Origin of the sequence: Thioclava sp. ES.031 (genome assembly GCF_002563775.1) — a bacterium.
Lineage (GTDB): Bacteria > Pseudomonadota > Alphaproteobacteria > Rhodobacterales > Rhodobacteraceae > Thioclava.
This window is the reverse complement of the sequence record NZ_PDJO01000001.1, coordinates 3,425,288-3,440,546: the sequence shown is the minus strand read 5'-3', so window position 1 is coordinate 3,440,546 and position 15,259 is coordinate 3,425,288. Positions and strand designations below refer to the sequence as shown.

Annotated in this window: 17 protein-coding genes; 10 read left to right on the top strand and 7 right to left on the bottom strand. The window is 64.1% G+C overall.

The window, feature by feature from the left end; all coding sequences use genetic code 11:
• Positions 1-7: 7 nt before the first annotated feature.
• The gene (locus AXZ77_RS16305; protein WP_098411962.1) at positions 8-868 is read left to right on the top strand and encodes a D-amino-acid transaminase; all 861 of its coding nucleotides are present in this window, start codon (positions 8-10) and stop codon (positions 866-868) included.
• A gap of 91 nt (positions 869-959) precedes the next feature.
• On the opposite strand, the gene AXZ77_RS16300 is transcribed toward AXZ77_RS16305, so the two are convergent.
• From AXZ77_RS16300 to AXZ77_RS16290, 3 genes are all read right to left on the bottom strand, one after another.
• On the bottom strand, positions 960-1,472 hold the full coding sequence (locus AXZ77_RS16300) for a hypothetical protein (protein WP_098411961.1): 513 nt from the start codon (positions 1,470-1,472) through the stop codon (positions 960-962).
• A gap of 215 nt (positions 1,473-1,687) precedes the next feature.
• On the bottom strand, positions 1,688-2,626 hold the full coding sequence (locus AXZ77_RS16295) for a calcium-binding protein (protein ID WP_098411960.1): 939 nt from the start codon (positions 2,624-2,626) through the stop codon (positions 1,688-1,690).
• Between the two features lie 133 nt (positions 2,627-2,759).
• Entirely contained in the window at positions 2,760-3,506 is a 747-nt protein-coding gene (locus tag AXZ77_RS16290) for an N-formylglutamate amidohydrolase (protein ID WP_098411959.1), read from the bottom strand.
• 136 nt (positions 3,507-3,642) lie between these two features.
• On the opposite strand from AXZ77_RS16290, the gene pyk reads away from it, so the two are divergent.
• From pyk to pheS, 5 genes are all read left to right on the top strand, one after another.
• Complete coding sequence (gene pyk / locus AXZ77_RS16285; RefSeq protein ID WP_098411958.1) at positions 3,643-5,088, top strand: pyruvate kinase; 1,446 nt, start codon at positions 3,643-3,645, stop codon at positions 5,086-5,088.
• A 37-nt stretch (positions 5,089-5,125) separates the two neighbouring features.
• Positions 5,126-5,368 (top strand): hypothetical protein, encoded by a 243-nt coding sequence (locus tag AXZ77_RS16280; RefSeq protein WP_255266520.1) that lies wholly within the window; start codon positions 5,126-5,128, stop codon positions 5,366-5,368.
• 143 nt (positions 5,369-5,511) lie between these two features.
• Positions 5,512-5,712 (top strand): 50S ribosomal protein L35, encoded by a 201-nt coding sequence (gene rpmI, locus AXZ77_RS16275; RefSeq protein ID WP_078542184.1) that lies wholly within the window; start codon positions 5,512-5,514, stop codon positions 5,710-5,712.
• A gap of 18 nt (positions 5,713-5,730) precedes the next feature.
• Positions 5,731-6,096 carry a 50S ribosomal protein L20 gene (rplT, locus tag AXZ77_RS16270; RefSeq protein ID WP_078522551.1) on the top strand — a complete coding sequence of 122 codons (366 nt, stop codon included), beginning with the start codon at positions 5,731-5,733 and terminating at the stop codon, positions 6,094-6,096.
• Between the two features lie 399 nt (positions 6,097-6,495).
• Positions 6,496-7,569: a phenylalanine--tRNA ligase subunit alpha gene (gene pheS / locus AXZ77_RS16265; RefSeq protein WP_098411957.1), complete on the top strand. Its 1,074-nt coding sequence runs from the start codon at positions 6,496-6,498 to the stop codon at positions 7,567-7,569.
• Positions 7,570-7,688: 119 nt separating this feature from the next.
• On the opposite strand, the gene AXZ77_RS16260 is transcribed toward pheS, so the two are convergent.
• Positions 7,689-8,483, bottom strand: a complete 795-nt coding sequence (locus AXZ77_RS16260; RefSeq protein WP_218000495.1) for a CatB-related O-acetyltransferase — start codon at positions 8,481-8,483, stop codon at positions 7,689-7,691.
• A gap of 152 nt (positions 8,484-8,635) precedes the next feature.
• On the opposite strand from AXZ77_RS16260, the gene AXZ77_RS16255 reads away from it, so the two are divergent.
• The 4 genes from AXZ77_RS16255 to AXZ77_RS16240 all read left to right on the top strand — a co-directional run bounded on the left by AXZ77_RS16255 (position 8,636) and on the right by AXZ77_RS16240 (position 13,715).
• A complete protein-coding gene (locus tag AXZ77_RS16255; RefSeq protein ID WP_098411956.1) occupies positions 8,636-9,043 on the top strand; it encodes an ASCH domain-containing protein in 408 nt (135 codons plus the stop codon).
• Positions 9,030-9,323, top strand: a complete 294-nt coding sequence (locus AXZ77_RS16250) for a YrhK family protein (RefSeq protein WP_098411955.1) — start codon at positions 9,030-9,032, stop codon at positions 9,321-9,323. The genes AXZ77_RS16255 and AXZ77_RS16250 overlap by 14 nt, the downstream gene beginning before the upstream one ends.
• A gap of 10 nt (positions 9,324-9,333) precedes the next feature.
• Positions 9,334-11,742 (top strand): phenylalanine--tRNA ligase subunit beta, encoded by a 2,409-nt coding sequence (gene pheT, locus AXZ77_RS16245; RefSeq protein ID WP_098411954.1) that lies wholly within the window; start codon positions 9,334-9,336, stop codon positions 11,740-11,742.
• Between the two features lie 350 nt (positions 11,743-12,092).
• On the top strand, positions 12,093-13,715 hold the full coding sequence (locus AXZ77_RS16240; RefSeq protein ID WP_098411953.1) for a GMC family oxidoreductase: 1,623 nt from the start codon (positions 12,093-12,095) through the stop codon (positions 13,713-13,715).
• On the opposite strand, the gene AXZ77_RS16235 is transcribed toward AXZ77_RS16240, so the two are convergent.
• The 3 genes from AXZ77_RS16235 to AXZ77_RS16225 are packed head-to-tail and all read right to left on the bottom strand — an operon-like array spanning position 13,691 to position 15,253.
• Positions 13,691-14,077 carry a GFA family protein gene (locus AXZ77_RS16235; RefSeq protein ID WP_078548890.1) on the bottom strand — a complete coding sequence of 129 codons (387 nt, stop codon included), beginning with the start codon at positions 14,075-14,077 and terminating at the stop codon, positions 13,691-13,693. The genes AXZ77_RS16240 and AXZ77_RS16235 overlap by 25 nt on opposite strands.
• Positions 14,077-14,805 (bottom strand): rhomboid family intramembrane serine protease, encoded by a 729-nt coding sequence (locus tag AXZ77_RS16230; protein ID WP_098411952.1) that lies wholly within the window; start codon positions 14,803-14,805, stop codon positions 14,077-14,079. The genes AXZ77_RS16235 and AXZ77_RS16230 overlap by 1 nt, the downstream gene beginning before the upstream one ends.
• Before the next feature lie 40 nt (positions 14,806-14,845).
• Entirely contained in the window at positions 14,846-15,253 is a 408-nt protein-coding gene (locus AXZ77_RS16225; protein ID WP_165756996.1) for an META domain-containing protein, read from the bottom strand.
• Between the last annotated feature and the right edge of the window lie 6 nt (positions 15,254-15,259).

The following is a 15,259-nucleotide window of genomic DNA, read 5'->3' as shown; positions in this document are numbered from 1 at the left end:
CAAGAATATGAGCCGGATCGTCTATCTCAACGGAGAGTATATTCCCGAGGAAGAGGCCAAGGTCTCCGTCTTCGACCGTGGTTTCGTGATGGGCGATGCGGTCTATGAGGTGACTTCCGTTCTGGACGGCAAGATCCTCGAATTCGAAGGTCACATGAACCGGCTCGACCGCTCGATGGCGGAGCTGGAGATGAGCTGCGATCTGACCCGCGACGAATGGATCGAGATCCACCGCGAACTGGTCAAGCGCAACGAGATCGTCGAAGGGCTGATCTACCTTCAGGTCTCGCGCGGGAATGCGGGCGATCGCGATTTCCACTACCCTCCGGAGGGCACGCCCCCGACCGTGGTGCTCTATACCCAGTCGAAGCCGAACCTCGCCGACGATCCGAAGGCGAAACAGGGCATCAAGGTGATCTCGCTGCCCGACCTGCGTTGGCATCGCCGCGACATCAAGACGGTGCAGCTGCTCTATCCGTCGATGGCGAAGATGGCGGCCGAGAAGGCGGGCAAGAACGATGCGTGGTTCGTCGAGGATGGCTTCGTGACCGAAGGCTCGTCGAACAACGTCTATATCGTGAAGGGCAACAAGATCATCACGCGGCATCTGAGCGAGGACATTCTGCACGGGATCACCCGCGCCTCGCTGCTGAAATATGCCGCCGAAGCGCAGATGGAAATCGAGGAGCGTCCCTTCACCATCGAAGAGGCGCAAGCTGCGGACGAGGCCTTCTATACCTCGGCGTCGGCCTTCGTGATGCCGGTGGTCGAGATCGACGGCGAGACGGTGGCCGAGGGCGCGGTTGGCCCGGTGGCTGCGCGCCTGCGCGAGATCTATCTCGACGAGAGCCGCAAGGCCGCGATCTGATCCGCGCCGAGGCGCAACATCCAGAATTTAAAAAAGAAAAGACCCCGGCCAGCCCAACCGGGGTCTTTTCCTGTCATGCGGGCGGTGTCTCTCAGGCCGCCGCATGAGCGCGGAATTGGAAGGCATCTGGCGCGATTTGCTCGGGCGCGATGCCAGTGATGACAAGTTCGGCCTGACCTTCGATCACGACGAGCGTGCCTTCGGCGCAGGTGCGGAAGGTGATGTCGTCGCGACGCGGCGCAGAGCCGGTGAAATCGAGGGCGATGGCGTCGCCCGGTTCGAACCCGTTGATCCGCGGCAGCGGCTCGGGGCCGGCGGCGGGCGCAGGTGTCGGGGTGTGTTTTGCGCGGGTCTCGGCCTGTTGGTTCGGATGCGCCAGCAGCGCTTCGATGCGCATCATCACGGCGGCATCGAGGTCTTCCGCGCCGTCCTCCGCATTGGCGGTGCGCGTGTCGGGCGCCTCTCCCAGCGGAGCGCCGTGCGACGGCGCCGTGGCGGCCGCCCCGATGTCGGCGGTGGCGCGCGCTTGGCGCTGGCGCGGCAAGCCCTCGGCCCAGCCGAGAAGGCATAACGCGATGGTGGTGGCGATGAACAAGGCGAGCATGGTTTCTCCTGATCTTGCCTTGATCGTCGCGACATTTTGTCGGCTGCGCAAAAGTTTTGTGAGGCCGAAACCGCCCCATTGTTCAGAGGTCGTTAACCATCAGAGAGAATGTCGAGGATTAGTATCGCGATCGGATATGGTCGCGTTTTGGGGGCTTTACCGAAACGGAAGGAGGCCGCGCGATCGGCGGCCTCTCATCGTGATTCGAGAATGGGTCAGGCGTAGGTCGGGTGCCCGTAGTTCGTCCCGTCGGTCGCATAGATCGCGCCACCCGCCGCCTTGAGCGCGGCATATTCGACATTCTGGAGCGTCGCGACGTTCTGACCGTTGATCGACACGATGGAGTCCTTGCCGCTTTGCGAGACGGTGAAGTCCGACAGGTGCGAGAGGTCATCCACCTCGATGCCGAGAAATTCGCCGGACGCGTTCGGGTCCGGGTTCGGGCCGAGCTGTCCGAAATCGGTCACTGTCACCGGCGCATCGCCCTCGTTCCAGTTGACCGCGAACAAATCCGACCCGGTGCCGCCGGTCATCGTGTCGCCGTCATCGCCATGGAGGTAGTCGTTATTCGCGCCGCCATCGAGCAGGTCGGGCGCGCCGTCCTGATCGACGGCATGGAGCTCGTCATCGCCATAGCCGCCATAGAGGTCGTTCGACCCTTCCGCATCGAAGATATAGTCCGCGCCGAGATTGCCGCGCAGCGTGTCGTCGCCCTGGCTGCCGGTGATCGAGTCGTTGCCTGCGCCTGCATCTATATAGTCGTTGCCCGAGCCGCCGACCGCGCCGAAGACGCCGGACGCCTCGAGGGCGTCGAGGAGGTCGCCAAGGCTCGTCGCCTGATCCATCGCCTGCTGGGCCTCCGGCGAGAGGTCGCCGCCGTCGTTGCCATCGCCGAGATAGATGGTGTCGTCGCCCGCGTTCCCCATAACGGAGTCGGTCCCATCGGTGCCACGGATCGTGTCGTCGCCCGACGTGCCTTCGGTCAGCTGATCGGGCTCCGAGATGTCGATCTCCTCGCCAGCGCCGGTGCCGTCTTCTTCCGGGCGCGTCTGGTCCTCTTCGTCACTGTGATCTTTATGGTCGTGGCCGCCGTCATGGCCGACGCCGACAAGCAGCGCCATCGGCAGGAAGGCGAGCAGAAGAGTCGCAAGCATAGGTAATATCCCCCTGAAATCAGGGCCAAATATCCGATGCTCTTAGGAGGTCGTCAATAGAATGTGGCCAGAATGTGGCGGAAGCTGCGCCGCCTGGAAACAATCGCGCGACCGGCGTAATCATTGTCGCCAATCAGAGGCCGCTCTGCTCCAGAACCCGCGTCAGAATCGGTGCGAGGCGGTCGGCCCATGCTGCTTGCTGCTCGGGTGTCGCGATCAGATCGTTGCGCAGCTCGAGCAGCACATTCGGGCGACCATCCGCCAGCGCGTGGCGATCGATCGAGTCGCCTTCCAGATGGCCCAGATAGGGTTGGTTGTCGCCCACGCAGAGATCGCCCTCGGCTTCGAGCGCTGCGATCATCTCATAGGCGAGGCGCGGATCGGCCGGGGCGTGCAGGATGCCGACGTCCCACGGCCGGGGCGGGCGCCCGCGCAGGCGCGGCGTAAAGGAGTGAACCGCGCAGATCACCGTGTCGTCGCGCCGCGCCGCGAGCCGGGCATATTCCGCATGATAGGGGCGATAGAGCCGGTCCAGCCGCCGCTCGACCTCTGCCGCGTCGGCATGGCGGTTCGCGGGGATGATCGTGCCGTCATAAAGCTTCATCACCAGAGTCGGATCGTCTTCGCCCCGGTTCGGGTCGATCACGAGGCGCGAAAAATCGCTCGCGATCATCGGCGAGTCGAGCCGTTCCGCCAGCGCCTCCGACAGCCCCAGTGCACCGACGTCATAGGCGATGTGGCGCGCCATATCCTCGGCGTCGATCCCCAGATCGCCACCACCCACCCAATCGGGCACGGTGTTGCGCGCATGATCGCACGTGACCAGCCAGCGTCCGGTCCGTGCCTCTCCGGTGATCGAAAGGGGCTGTTTTTCGTTCATAGTCTCTTCACGCTTACTCGATATGGCCCAGATAACGGGAAAGATTGCGCCACGCCAGTTGCGGCCCGAGACAAATTGCGCCATACGCTTACTTGGCCCACGAAATGACATCAATTTGAACGGAAAACGAGGACGCATGAGACGCCTTCGCAACGTGAAGATCGTGGCTACGCTGGGCCCTTCTTCCTCGGACTATGACAGCATCAAAGCTCTGTTCGTCGCAGGCGCGGACGTGTTCCGCCTGAACATGAGCCATGGCACCCACGAGGAGCATCGCGCCCGTCACGCCATCATTCGCCAACTCGAAGCCGAGTTCGGCCGCCCGATCGCGATCCTCGCGGATCTTCAGGGCCCGAAATTGCGCGTCGGCACCTTCGCGGCGCATGGGGCGGAGCTGGAGGACGGCGACAAGTTCCGCTTCGATCTCGAGGACAAGCCCGGTGCCACGCATCGCGTGTGCCTGCCGCATCCCGAGATTTTCCAGGCGCTCGAGCCGGGCTCGGAGCTGCTGGTCAATGACGGCAAGATCCGTCTGGTGGTCGACGACTGCGGCGACGATTTCGCGAATTGCACCGTCACCGTGGGCGGTACGATCTCGGACCGCAAGGGCGTGAACGTCCCCGACGTGGTGCTGCCGCTGGCCGCGCTGTCGGAAAAGGACCGCAAGGATCTGGAATTCGCCTGCGAGATGGGCGTCGACTGGCTCGCGCTGAGCTTCGTGCAGCGTCCCGAGGACGTCGAAGAAGCCCGCGAACTGGCCAAGGGGCGCGCGGCGATCCTGTCGAAGATCGAGAAACCCTCGGCGGTGCGCAGCTTCGACGAGATTCTTCAGGCTTCGGACGGGATCATGGTCGCCCGCGGCGATCTGGGCGTGGAGCTGCCCGTTCAGGCCGTCCCGCCGATCCAGAAGCAGCTGATCCGCAAATGCCGCACCTGGGCGAAGCCCGTGATCGTGGCGACGCAGATGCTGGAATCGATGATCGAGAGCCCGATGCCGACCCGCGCAGAGGTCTCCGATGTCGCGACCGCGATCTACGAGGGCGCCGATGCGGTCATGCTGTCCGCGGAATCTGCGGCCGGCAATTACCCGGTCGAAGCGGTCGAGACGATGAACAACGTCGCGATTTCGGTCGAGAAGGACCCGACCTATCGCGAAGTGATCGAAGCGTCGCGTTCCGCTGCGCGCCAGACCGTCGCCGACGGGATCGTGGCCGCTGCGCGCGAGATCGCCGAGACCACCGACATTGCAGCGATTTGCGCCTACACCCAATCGGGCAAGACGATCGCGCTCATCGCGCGCGAGCGTCCGCGCGTGCCGATCATTGCGCTCTCGCCGATCGAGGCGACGCTGCGCCGGGTCACGCTGACCTGGGGCGTGCATGCGGTGCCGTCCGGTGAGCTGGAGCGGTTCAAGCAGGCCGTCGTCAACGCCGCCCGCGCGGCGCGCGACTTCGGCTTTGCCGACGAGACGCAGCAGATCGTCGTCACCGCAGGTGTGCCGTTCAACGTGCAGGGCACCACGAACATCCTGCGCGTCGCACCTTGTGATGAGCGATTGATTTACCGCACTGACCCTGAGTAACCTTCCCTATCAGGGATGGTGAAACTGGGGGCAGGCGATGGATCTTTCTTCGATCGATACCGATCTCCTGCTGACGATCGGGCTGGGGATCGCGATCTTCGCGATCCCGGCCGCGATCTCCGCCTTCTCCGATGGCCGCCCGCCGCGGGCGGCCACCTTCGGGATCGTCGTGGCGGTGGCCTTGATCCTGCTGGCCTTTCTTGCCCGCCCAGGCGGCTACACGCTCGAGATGGTGCCCGAGGCGGTGGCGCGCGTATTGGCCCGCGTGATCAATTACTAGCGTCCCCCTCCGGAACTGCGGCTGATCCGGACTTTTCCCTTGCCAAACCGCCCTGCGGCGTCTAACAGGCCCACTCTGAACCCGCGCGGCCGGCCGAAGTGGCATGCCGAGTCGCGCTTCCACACCCTGCAAAGGAGCTGTAAATGCCCAAGATGAAGACGAAATCCGCTGCCAAGAAGCGGTTCAAGTTCACCGCGACCGGCAAGGTCAAGGTGGGTCCGGCCGGCAAGCGTCACGGCATGATCAAACGCTCGACGAAATTCATCCGCGAAACCTCGGGCACCATGGTGCTCTGCGAGGCGGATACGAAGATCGTCAAGAAATACATGCCCTACAACCGCTGAACTCGGGAGACTTGAACAATGGCACGCGTCAAATCCGGTAAGGTCACCCACGCCGCGCACAAGAAAGTGCTCAAGAAGGCGAAAGGGTATTATTCCTCGCGCTCGCGCAACTTCCGCACTGCGACCCAAGCGGTCGACAAGGCGAACCAATACGCGACCCGCGACCGTAAAGCCCGTAAGCGTAATTTCCGCGCGCTCTGGATCCAGCGTATCAACGCCGCCGTGCGCGCCGTCGATGCCGATCTGAGCTACTCGAAGTTCATCTTCGGCCTCAACCAGGCTGGCATCGAAGTGGACCGCAAGGTTCTCGCCGATCTCGCCGTGCACGAGCCCGAAGCCTTCGGCGCGATCGTCGAGCAGGCGAAAGCCGCCGCCGCCGCGTAATCGGCTTACGACAGAATTCGGGAAGGGCCGCTCCATCGGGGGCGGCCTTTTTCGTTTCGGGTGGCTGGCCGGGGAGGGGGCTCTGCCCCCGCTCGTTTCACGAGCCCCGCGGGATATTTCCACCAAGAGGAAGAAAAAACGCCCGGCTCGGGCCCATCGTCGGGCGGCAGACCGGGCGCTTCTCCTCGAGCGGTCATCGGCGTCCCCGCCTGTACCGCGTCTCCGAGACAATCCGATTCTGGTTAAGGATGTCTTGCGCTTCTTCTCGAGGGAAATATCCCGGGGGAGGCCGCAAGGCCGGGGGCAGCGCCCCCATCCGCCCTTTGCCTGCAAGCGCGAGGTTGCAAAGGCGCGCCGGCGCGGCTAACCCGTGGGCCAAGCAAATTCCCGGGGAATGATATGCAAGAGCTTCGCGATAAATACCTGAGCGCCGTGGCCGATGTGACCGACGAGGCCGCGCTGGAAGAGATCCGTCTGGCCGCCTTGGGCAAGAAGGGCGAGATCAGCCTGAAGATGCGTGAGCTGGGCAAGATGACCCCGGAGGAGCGCCAGACCACGGGCAAGGCGCTCAACGTCCTGAAAGACGAGATCGACGCGGCGCTGCGCGCGAAGAAGGCGGCGCTGGCGGATGCGGCGCTCGATGCGCGGCTGCGCGAGGAATGGCTCGATGTGACGCTGCCGGGCCGTCCGCGGCGTCAGGGCACGATCCACCCGGTCTCTCAGGTGATGGACGAGGTCACCGCGATCTTCGCCGATATGGGCTTTGCGGTCGCCGAAGGCCCGCAGATCGAAGACGACTGGCACAATTTCGACGCGCTCAACATTGCGCCCGAACACCCCGCGCGGCAGGAGCATGACACGTTCTTCATGCATCGCGACGAGGGCGACGACCGCCCGCCGCATGTGCTGCGCACCCATACCTCGCCGGTGCAGATCCGCGCGATGCTGGAGCAGGGCGCGCCGATCCGCGTGATCGCGCCGGGCCGCGTCTACCGCATGGATATGGACCAGACCCACACGCCGATGTTCCATCAGGTCGAAGGTCTGGCGATCGGCAAAGACATCTCGATGGCGAACCTGAAATGGGTGCTCGAAGAGTTCTGCAAGGCCTTCTTCGAGGTGGACGGCGTCGAGCTGCGCTTCCGCGCCTCGCATTTCCCCTTCACGGAGCCGTCCGCCGAGGTCGATATCCGCTGCTCGTGGGAGGGCGGCAGCCTGAAGATCGGCGAGGGCGACGACTGGATGGAGATCCTCGGCTCGGGGATGGTGCATCCCAAAGTGCTGCAATCGGCCGGGATCGACCCGAGCGAATGGCAGGGCTTTGCCTTCGGCATTGGGATCGACCGCCTCGCGATGCTGAAATACGGCATCCCCGACCTGCGGGCGTTCTTCGAGAGCGACCTGCGGTGGCTGAAGCATTACGGGTTTAGCGCGCTGGATCTGCCGACGGTGGCTGGTGGGCTTAGCCGGTGAATTGCACCGTTTCATCTTGAGAGAAACTTGCACCAGCAAGTTATACCCTACGATCTCTTAGAGACGAGAATAGGTTCGGGGCGCGCGAAAACGCGCGCGTCTCGATGGTGAAGTTTTGATTATTGGTTGAAAGCGTGACTGTTCACTGGAGGCCGGAACAGTGCTCCAAACGCATGCTTTGCTTTCTTAATTTTATACGTCGCGTAATGCACCGGAGCTTCCTTGTCGCTTTCGAAAGCTTCGAGAAAATCAAATACGTTAGCTGTAGGCTGTCTTTTCAGGAATGCATGCGGGTATTCCCACCACTTTGACTCGAGCAGTCGCTTAGCTAAATCATCCGAGAACCTCCGCCCCAATGTTTTAGCCGGAACGCCGCCAACGATTTCATATGCGGCTACATCTTTTGTCACTACGGCATTCGCGGCGATTACTGCGCCGTGAGCGATGTAGATACCCGGCATGATCACTGCCCCATCACCAATCCAAACATCAGAGCCGATCACCACCTTTCGGTCGGTATTCCGATACTGGCGAATGCTTTCCGCTTCTTCGCTCGAATACTCCCTCGCTTCGCGGAACAAGCGTGGTGACGTCGATAGCGCGCTTATCGTGTGCCTCCCGGCGCCTATGCTGACCCTTCGGCCCACCGAAGCATAGCGGCCAACAAAGACCTCATTTCTTAGGTAGCTCATATCGTTGATGTAAGAGTATGCACCTATGAACCCAACATGCGGGAGAACGCCTCCGTCCGAATGCCATTTCCCGCCGATACGGCTGCCGGGCTCAAAACTGTAGAATTTTGTACTCGCTTTTGTCTTGTGCCCGAACGTCTTTGCCTTGATGCGGGAGATCGCTTGCGTGTTTTCGATTTGCGTTCCGTTTAAGAAGCTCTCGAGTTTGTCTTGTAAAAGCATCGCCCTAACGCCTCATGAATTCAAATGGCACCTTGTTGCCAATGTTGAAAGCTATTTCAATAATTAAGTGGCTTCTGCAACGAGCTTGCAGGACGCCAGCGAACCGATTGGACTAAACGCTATCCGCTCATCCCGCCAGAACGAAAGACGCCATGCCCAACACCCCCATCACCTTCACCTTCGGCGATAGCCGCGAACTCTGCGACCAGCTCCTCGCCCTGATCCGCCAAGGCAAGAAGACCGCCACCTGTGGCGCGCTCACCTATTTCACCGAAGGGGGCGAGGATATGCCGGTGGTGGGGCGGCGCGATATTGCGCTCGACTGGGACGGCAAACCGGCGGTGATGATCGAGACCGTCGAGGTCACGATCCGGCGCTTTTGCGATGTCGACGCGGATTTCGCGCTGGCCGAGGGGGAGGACGAGACGCTGGAAGGCTGGCGGCAGGGCCATCAGGCCTATTTCGAGCGTAACGGAGGTTTTACTCCCGAGATGGAACTCGTTTGCGAGCGGTTTCGCTTGGTAAAGGATTATCAAGGAGAGACCGATGGCCAAAAGTAACTTCATCTTCGACACCCCATCGCATGAGCAGACCCCCGAGCAGCGCCGCTTCGTCGCCCTCACGGAGATCGCCTATACGGTGGTCGATTTCGGCGCCGCCTTCTGTTTCGTCATCGGCTCGATCTTCTTCTTCTACGAGAGCCTGATGATCCCGGGGACGTGGTTGTTCCTGATCGGGTCGCTCCTTTTCGCCGCAAAACCCTCGATCCGGCTTTGGCGGGAGTTGAAACTCCTTGAGATGGGGGATTACAAGGACCTCGCGCAGCGCAAGCAATCCTGAGGGAAGTCCGATGAAATTCACCCTGTCCTGGCTCAAGGATCATCTCGAGACCGAGGCCACCGTCGATCAGATCGCCGAGGCGCTCACCGATCTGGGTCTTGAAGTCGAGGAAGTCGTCGATCCGGCGGCGAAGCTGGAGACGTTTACGCTCGCGCGTGTGCAGTCCGCCGAGCAGCACCCCGACGCCGATCGTCTGCGGGTCTGCATGGTCGAGACGGATGAGGGTGTGACGCAGATCGTCTGCGGTGCGCCGAATGCGCGGGCCGGGATCACGGTCGTGCTGGCCAAGCCCGGCGATTACGTGCCGGGCATCGACGTGACGCTGTCGGTGGGCAATATCCGCGGGGTGGAGAGCCACGGGATGATGGCCTCCGAACGCGAGCTAGAGCTCTCGGACGAGCATAACGGGATCATCGAACTGCCGTCGGGCGAGGTCGGGCAGAAGTTCACCGACTGGCTGGCTGCGAACCGTCCCGAGGCGGTCGATCCGGTGATCGAGATCGCGATCACGCCGAACCGCCCCGATGCTCTGGGTGTGCGCGGCATCGCGCGCGATCTGGCGGCGCGGGGGCTGGGCAAGCTCAAGCCGCTGGAGATCCCGGCGGTCGAGGGGGCGTTCGATGCGCCCGTGTCCGTCACCATCGACCCGGCGTTGAAGGAAAAGGGCTGCCCGCTATTTGCTGGTCGCGTGATCCGGGGCGTGAAGAACGGGCCGAGCCCGGAATGGCTGCAAAAGCGGCTCAAGGCGATCGGTCTGCGTCCGATCTCGACGCTGGTCGATATCACGAACTACTTCACCTATGACCTGAACCGGCCGCTCCACGTCTTCGACATGAAGAAGGTGGCGGGCAATCTGGTGATCAAGCCGGCTGAGGGCGGCGAGGAATTCCTCGCGCTCGACGAGAAGACCTATACCGTGCGCGCAGGCGACATGGTGATCTGCGACGACAAGGGCGTCGAGAGCCTTGCCGGGATCATGGGTGGCGAGGAGTCCGGGGCCGACGAGGACACGGTCGATGTGTTCCTCGAGAGCGCCTATTGGGACCCGATCACCATCGCGGCGACCGGTCGCGCGCTGAAGATCAACTCGGATGCGCGCTACCGCTTCGAGCGCGGCGTCGATCCGGCCTTCACGCTGCCGGGGCTCGATTTGGCGGCGAAGATGGTCGTCGATCTCTGCGGTGGCGAAGTGTCGGAGCTGGTGATGGACGGCGCGGTGCCCGATGTCAGCCGCGCTTACAAGCTGGACCCGGCACGGGTGATCTCGCTCGTCGGCATGGACATTCCCGAGACCACCCAGCGCGAGACGCTGGAAGCTCTGGGCTTCACGCTCGACGGCGACATGGCGACGCCCCCGACCTGGCGCCCCGACGTGCTGGGCGCGGCCGATCTGGTCGAGGAAGTGGCGCGGATCGCCTCGCTGACGAAGCTGATCGGCAAGCCGATGGGCCGCGAGACGACCGGCGTGCCCGGCGCGATCCTCACCCCGATGCAGCAGCGCGAGCGGATGGCGCGGCGCACGACGGCGGCTTTGGGCTACAATGAATGCGTGACCTACAGCTTCATCGACGAGGCGTCCGCCAAGCTGTTCGGCGGTGGCGCGGATGCGACGAAGCTGGAGAACCCGATCAGCTCGGAGATGACGCATATGCGCCCCGATCTGCTGCCGGGTCTGCTGCAGGCGGCCGCCCGCAATCAGGCGCGCGGTCTGAACGATCTGGCGCTGTTCGAAGTGGGGCCCGCCTTCAACGGCGGCGAGCCGGGCGAGCAGGTTCTGCAGGCGACCGGGCTTCTGGTGGGGCACTCCGCGCCGCGCGATCCCTTCGGCTCGCGCCGTCCGGTGGACCTCTATGATGCGAAGGCCGATGCCGAGGCCGTGCTGGCCGCGGTCGGTGCCCCGGCGCGTGCGCAGATCAACCGCAAGCTCGATGCGTGGTGGCATCCGGGCCGGGCAGGCAATGTGGCGCTTGGTCCGAACCTGCTGGCGACCTTCGGCGAGGTGCATCCCAAGGTGCTGCGCGAACTGGGCGTGAAAGGCCCGGCGGTCGCCTTCACGATCCGGCTGGCAAACATCCCCTTCCCGAAGAAGAAGGGCGCAACGCGGCCCGCGCTGCAGATTTCCGACCTGCAGGCGGTCGAGCGCGATTTCGCCTTCGTCGTCGATGCGAATGTCGAGGCGCTGACGGCCGTGAATGCGGCGATGGGCGCCGACAAGAAGCTGATCGAGAGCGTCAATGTCTTCGACCAGTTCACCGGCGCCAAGGCCGAGGCTCAGATGGGCGCGGGCAAGAAGTCGATCGCGCTGACGGTGCGGATGCAGCCCGCCGACAAGACGCTGACCGATGCCGAGATCGAAGCGGTGAGCAAGAAGATCGTCGAGAAGGTGAGCAAGGCCACCGGCGGCACGCTGCGCAGCTAAGGTTGCCCGCGAGAGAGTTTGGAGCGCCCGGTCGGAGAGACCGGGCGTTTTCTTTTGTGTGCAGCGGAGGGCGGGCGCTGCCCGGGCCGCTTCGCGGCTGATCCGGGTATTCACTCTGGCACGGGCGACCAGCCCGGGCCGCGCCCGAGCCTCCCCACGGGAGGGCGCATTGGCGATGGCATCGTGAGACCGTATGTCTTCCGGGCTTCTCAGATAAACCGCCAAGCCACCTATCTCGCACAGCGCCCACCCGAGGCTCGGGCGCGGCCCTATGCTATCCGACCCAGCGTAATCCTTCCCTATCTTCCGAAACCCGTTAGGCTTTTCGCGAACGAGGGAAGGAGGAGCCCTTGCGTTTCGATTATCTCATTCTGGGCGGCGGCTCGGCGGGGTCGGTGCTGGCGGCGCGGCTGTCGGAGGACCCGACCGTGACCGTCTGTCTCGTCGAGGCGGGCCGCGAGGCGCGCGACATCTTCGTGCGTGCGCCTGCGCTGGTCGCCACGATGGTCGCGGGGCGACCGCCGATCCACAACTGGGCGCTGAGCACCGTGCCGCAGCCGGGGTTGAACGGGCGGCGCGGGTTCCAGCCGCGGGGCCGGGGGCTGGGCGGGTCGTCGGCGATCAACGCGATGCTCTATGCGCGCGGCCAGCCAGAGGATTACGACGGCTGGGCCGAGGCGGGCGCCGAGGGCTGGGACTGGGAGACTGTGAAGCCGTGGTTCCTCGCCTCCGAGCGCAATGCCCGTGGGGCGTCGGACTGGCATGGCGCGGCGGGACCGTTGCAGGTCGGCGACCAGCGGCGGCCACGGGCGATCAGCCGCGCTTTCATCGAGGCCTGCGCGGCCGTGCAATGCCCGCCGAACGAGGATTTCAACGGGCCGCGGCAGGAGGGGGCGGGGCTCTATCAGGTCACGCAGTTCTGGGACGGTCCGCGCAAGGGCGAACGCTGCTCGGCGGCGGCAGCCTATCTGCATCCGGTGATGGCGCGGCCCAATCTGACCGTGCTGACCCGCGCGCGCGCCGAAAAGATCGAGATCGCGGACGGGCGCGCGACGGGGGCAATCGTCCGGCAAGGCCGCAAGCGGATGAAGATCGAGGCGGCGCGCGAGGTGATCGTCTCGGCGGGGGCGTTCGGCTCACCGCAGCTGCTGATGCTGTCAGGGATCGGGCCTGCGGATCATCTGCGCGAGGTCGGGATCGAACCGCGTCTCGATCTGCCGGGCGTGGGGACGAACCTGCAGGATCATCTCGATTACGTCATCAGCTACACTTCGCCCCGGCGGGACGTGGTGGGGCTGAACCCGCGCGGGCTGATGCGGCTGGCGCGGGCGGCGGGCGCGTGGCGCAAGCATGGCGAGGGGCTGTTCGCCTCGCCCATGGCCGAGGGTGGAGCCTTCCTGCGGAGCGATCCGAGCCTCTCCCGGCCCGATCTGCAAATCCATTTCGTCGTGGGCATCGTCGATCAGCATATGCGCAAACCGCATCTGGCCGATGGCTGGTCCGCTCATATCTGTCCGCTGCGGCCTCAGTCACGCGGGACGCTGCGGCTGGCGTCCAACGATCCGCGCGCGGCGCCCTTGATCGACCCGGACTACCTGTCCGATCCGCGCGATGCTGAGCTGCTGCTGAAGGGCGCGCGGCTTCTGGACCGGATCGCCGAGGCGGAGCCGCTTCGCCCGTGGCGGGGGCGCAGGTTCTATCCGCATGACGGGACGGATGAGGGGCTGCTGGCCGATATCCGGGCGCGGGCCGATACGATCTACCATCCGGTCGGCACTTGCGCGATGGGGCAGGGCGACATGTCGGTGGTCGATCCTCAGCTGCGGCTGCGTGGGATCGACGGGCTGCGCGTTGTCGATGCCTCGGTGATGCCGCGGCTGATTTCGGGCAATACCAATGCGCCGACGATCATGATCGCCGAGCGCGCGGCCGCGTTCATTCGAGCGGATCAGTCGGCGCGATCGGTCGGGTGATTGACGCCGTCATTCCACGGCACCGGGTCCAGATCGCGCGGGTTCACCCCTTCCAGACAGGCGGCATTCACGCCGTATTGGTTCGGGTTCGAGCGGCGCTGGTGATGGGTGTAGATGCCGCAGGTTTTGCAGAAGTAATGCTTCGCGGTCATCGTGCCGAATTGGTAGAGCGTCAGGTTGTCCTCGCCCTTCACGATACGGATGCCCGAGAGCGGGGCCGAGACCGCCACCGCGCCGCGCCGACGGCAGAAAGAGCAATCGCAGCGTCGCTTGGTGTTCAGCCCGTCGGAGAGCGTCACCTCCATCTCCACCGCGCCGCAATGGCAGGTCAGGCGGTGGGGCGATTGAATCTCGGGCAGCATCAGCGTCTCCGTGTGACTGTGGGAATATTTGTCTGGCGCTCGCGCGCCTCGGGGAAGGGCGGGTGGCCATGGGTGAGACGCCAGAAGAGCGGCCCGCCAAGGCGATACCACAGCGGCAGCGTCAGAAGCGCGCCCGCCACGAAACCGCCGATATGGGCCATATGTGCCACCCCGCCTGCCGTGCCGCTAGTGACTTCATTGAACAGCTGAATCACGAACCAGAGACCGAGAACCAGCCAGGCAGGCGTGGCCCAGATCTTGAAGAAGACGAGGAAGTAGAACAGCACGTCGATCCGCGCTTTCGGATAGAGCAGCAGATATCCCCCCATCACACCTGCAATCGCCCCCGAGGCGCCCACCATCGGCACGGTCGCATTCGGGTTCGCGGCGATCTGCGCGAAAGCGGCGGCCAGCCCGCAGGCGAGATAGAAGATCAGGAAGAGGCCACGCCCCATCCGGTCTTCGAGATTGTCGCCGAAGACCCAGAGAAACAGCATGTTCCCCGCCAGATGCAGGATGCCCGCATGCAGGAACATATGGGTGAAAAGCCCGTGCCACGCGACGCCATGCGTGATCGCGGCGGGCCAGAGCGCGTTGTCGAGCCAGAGTTCGCGCATATCGCCGCCCCAGGGCGCGGTCATCACATAGACCACGATATTGATCGCGATCAGGGTCCATGTGACCCACGGGGTGCTGTAAGAGGGGTTGTGATCGCGGATCGGGAACATCGCCCGAGAGGGCCACGCCCCGCACCGCCGGTCAAGGCGCTTATTGCGTGGCTTCGATCACCGTGTCGCCCTGCGAGATCAGCTCCAGCCGGTCCTGCGACAGTTTCACCGTATCGACGCGGGCCATGGCCGAGTGGAAGGCCTTCTCGACCCCCATTGCGGGCTCGGGGCACATCATGCGCGTTCCGGCCAGCTCGCCGACGCGCACCCGGCCATCCTTCTCCGAGATCCGGCCGTTATAGTGATTGCAGCCCGCCTTGCCCGCGATAAGGCCCTTTTCGGGATGGGTCAGGGTGACTTCGACGCCGTCGGGCAGGGGCTTGCCGTCGATCGAGACGACTTCCCAGATCGCGTTCGGGGCAATCGCCTCGAGAGGGTCGCCCGGCTCCGACTGGCATCCTGCCACAAGCCCCAAGGCCAGCAGCGGCCCGATCACGATCGCACGCATTTTCAG

What these genes read in the sequence shown, in the direction of transcription:
- AXZ77_RS16305 (WP_098411962.1), top strand. Translation starts at nt 8, where the DNA reads ATGAGCCGGATCGTCTATCTCAACGGAGAGTATATTCCCGAGGAAGAG.
- AXZ77_RS16300 (WP_098411961.1), bottom strand. Translation starts at nt 1,472, where the DNA reads ATGCTCGCCTTGTTCATCGCCACCACCATCGCGTTATGCCTTCTCGGC.
- AXZ77_RS16295 (WP_098411960.1), bottom strand. Translation starts at nt 2,626, where the DNA reads ATGCTTGCGACTCTTCTGCTCGCCTTCCTGCCGATGGCGCTGCTTGTC.
- AXZ77_RS16290 (WP_098411959.1), bottom strand. Translation starts at nt 3,506, where the DNA reads ATGAACGAAAAACAGCCCCTTTCGATCACCGGAGAGGCACGGACCGGA.
- pyk (WP_098411958.1), top strand. Translation starts at nt 3,643, where the DNA reads ATGAGACGCCTTCGCAACGTGAAGATCGTGGCTACGCTGGGCCCTTCT.
- AXZ77_RS16280 (WP_255266520.1), top strand. Translation starts at nt 5,126, where the DNA reads ATGGATCTTTCTTCGATCGATACCGATCTCCTGCTGACGATCGGGCTG.
- rpmI (WP_078542184.1), top strand. Translation starts at nt 5,512, where the DNA reads ATGCCCAAGATGAAGACGAAATCCGCTGCCAAGAAGCGGTTCAAGTTC.
- rplT (WP_078522551.1), top strand. Translation starts at nt 5,731, where the DNA reads ATGGCACGCGTCAAATCCGGTAAGGTCACCCACGCCGCGCACAAGAAA.
- pheS (WP_098411957.1), top strand. Translation starts at nt 6,496, where the DNA reads ATGCAAGAGCTTCGCGATAAATACCTGAGCGCCGTGGCCGATGTGACC.
- AXZ77_RS16260 (WP_218000495.1), bottom strand. Translation starts at nt 8,483, where the DNA reads ATGCTTTTACAAGACAAACTCGAGAGCTTCTTAAACGGAACGCAAATC.
- AXZ77_RS16255 (WP_098411956.1), top strand. Translation starts at nt 8,636, where the DNA reads ATGCCCAACACCCCCATCACCTTCACCTTCGGCGATAGCCGCGAACTC.
- AXZ77_RS16250 (WP_098411955.1), top strand. Translation starts at nt 9,030, where the DNA reads ATGGCCAAAAGTAACTTCATCTTCGACACCCCATCGCATGAGCAGACC.
- pheT (WP_098411954.1), top strand. Translation starts at nt 9,334, where the DNA reads ATGAAATTCACCCTGTCCTGGCTCAAGGATCATCTCGAGACCGAGGCC.
- AXZ77_RS16235 (WP_078548890.1), bottom strand. Translation starts at nt 14,077, where the DNA reads ATGCTGCCCGAGATTCAATCGCCCCACCGCCTGACCTGCCATTGCGGC.
- AXZ77_RS16230 (WP_098411952.1), bottom strand. Translation starts at nt 14,805, where the DNA reads ATGTTCCCGATCCGCGATCACAACCCCTCTTACAGCACCCCGTGGGTC.
- AXZ77_RS16225 (WP_165756996.1), bottom strand. Translation starts at nt 15,253, where the DNA reads ATGCGTGCGATCGTGATCGGGCCGCTGCTGGCCTTGGGGCTTGTGGCA.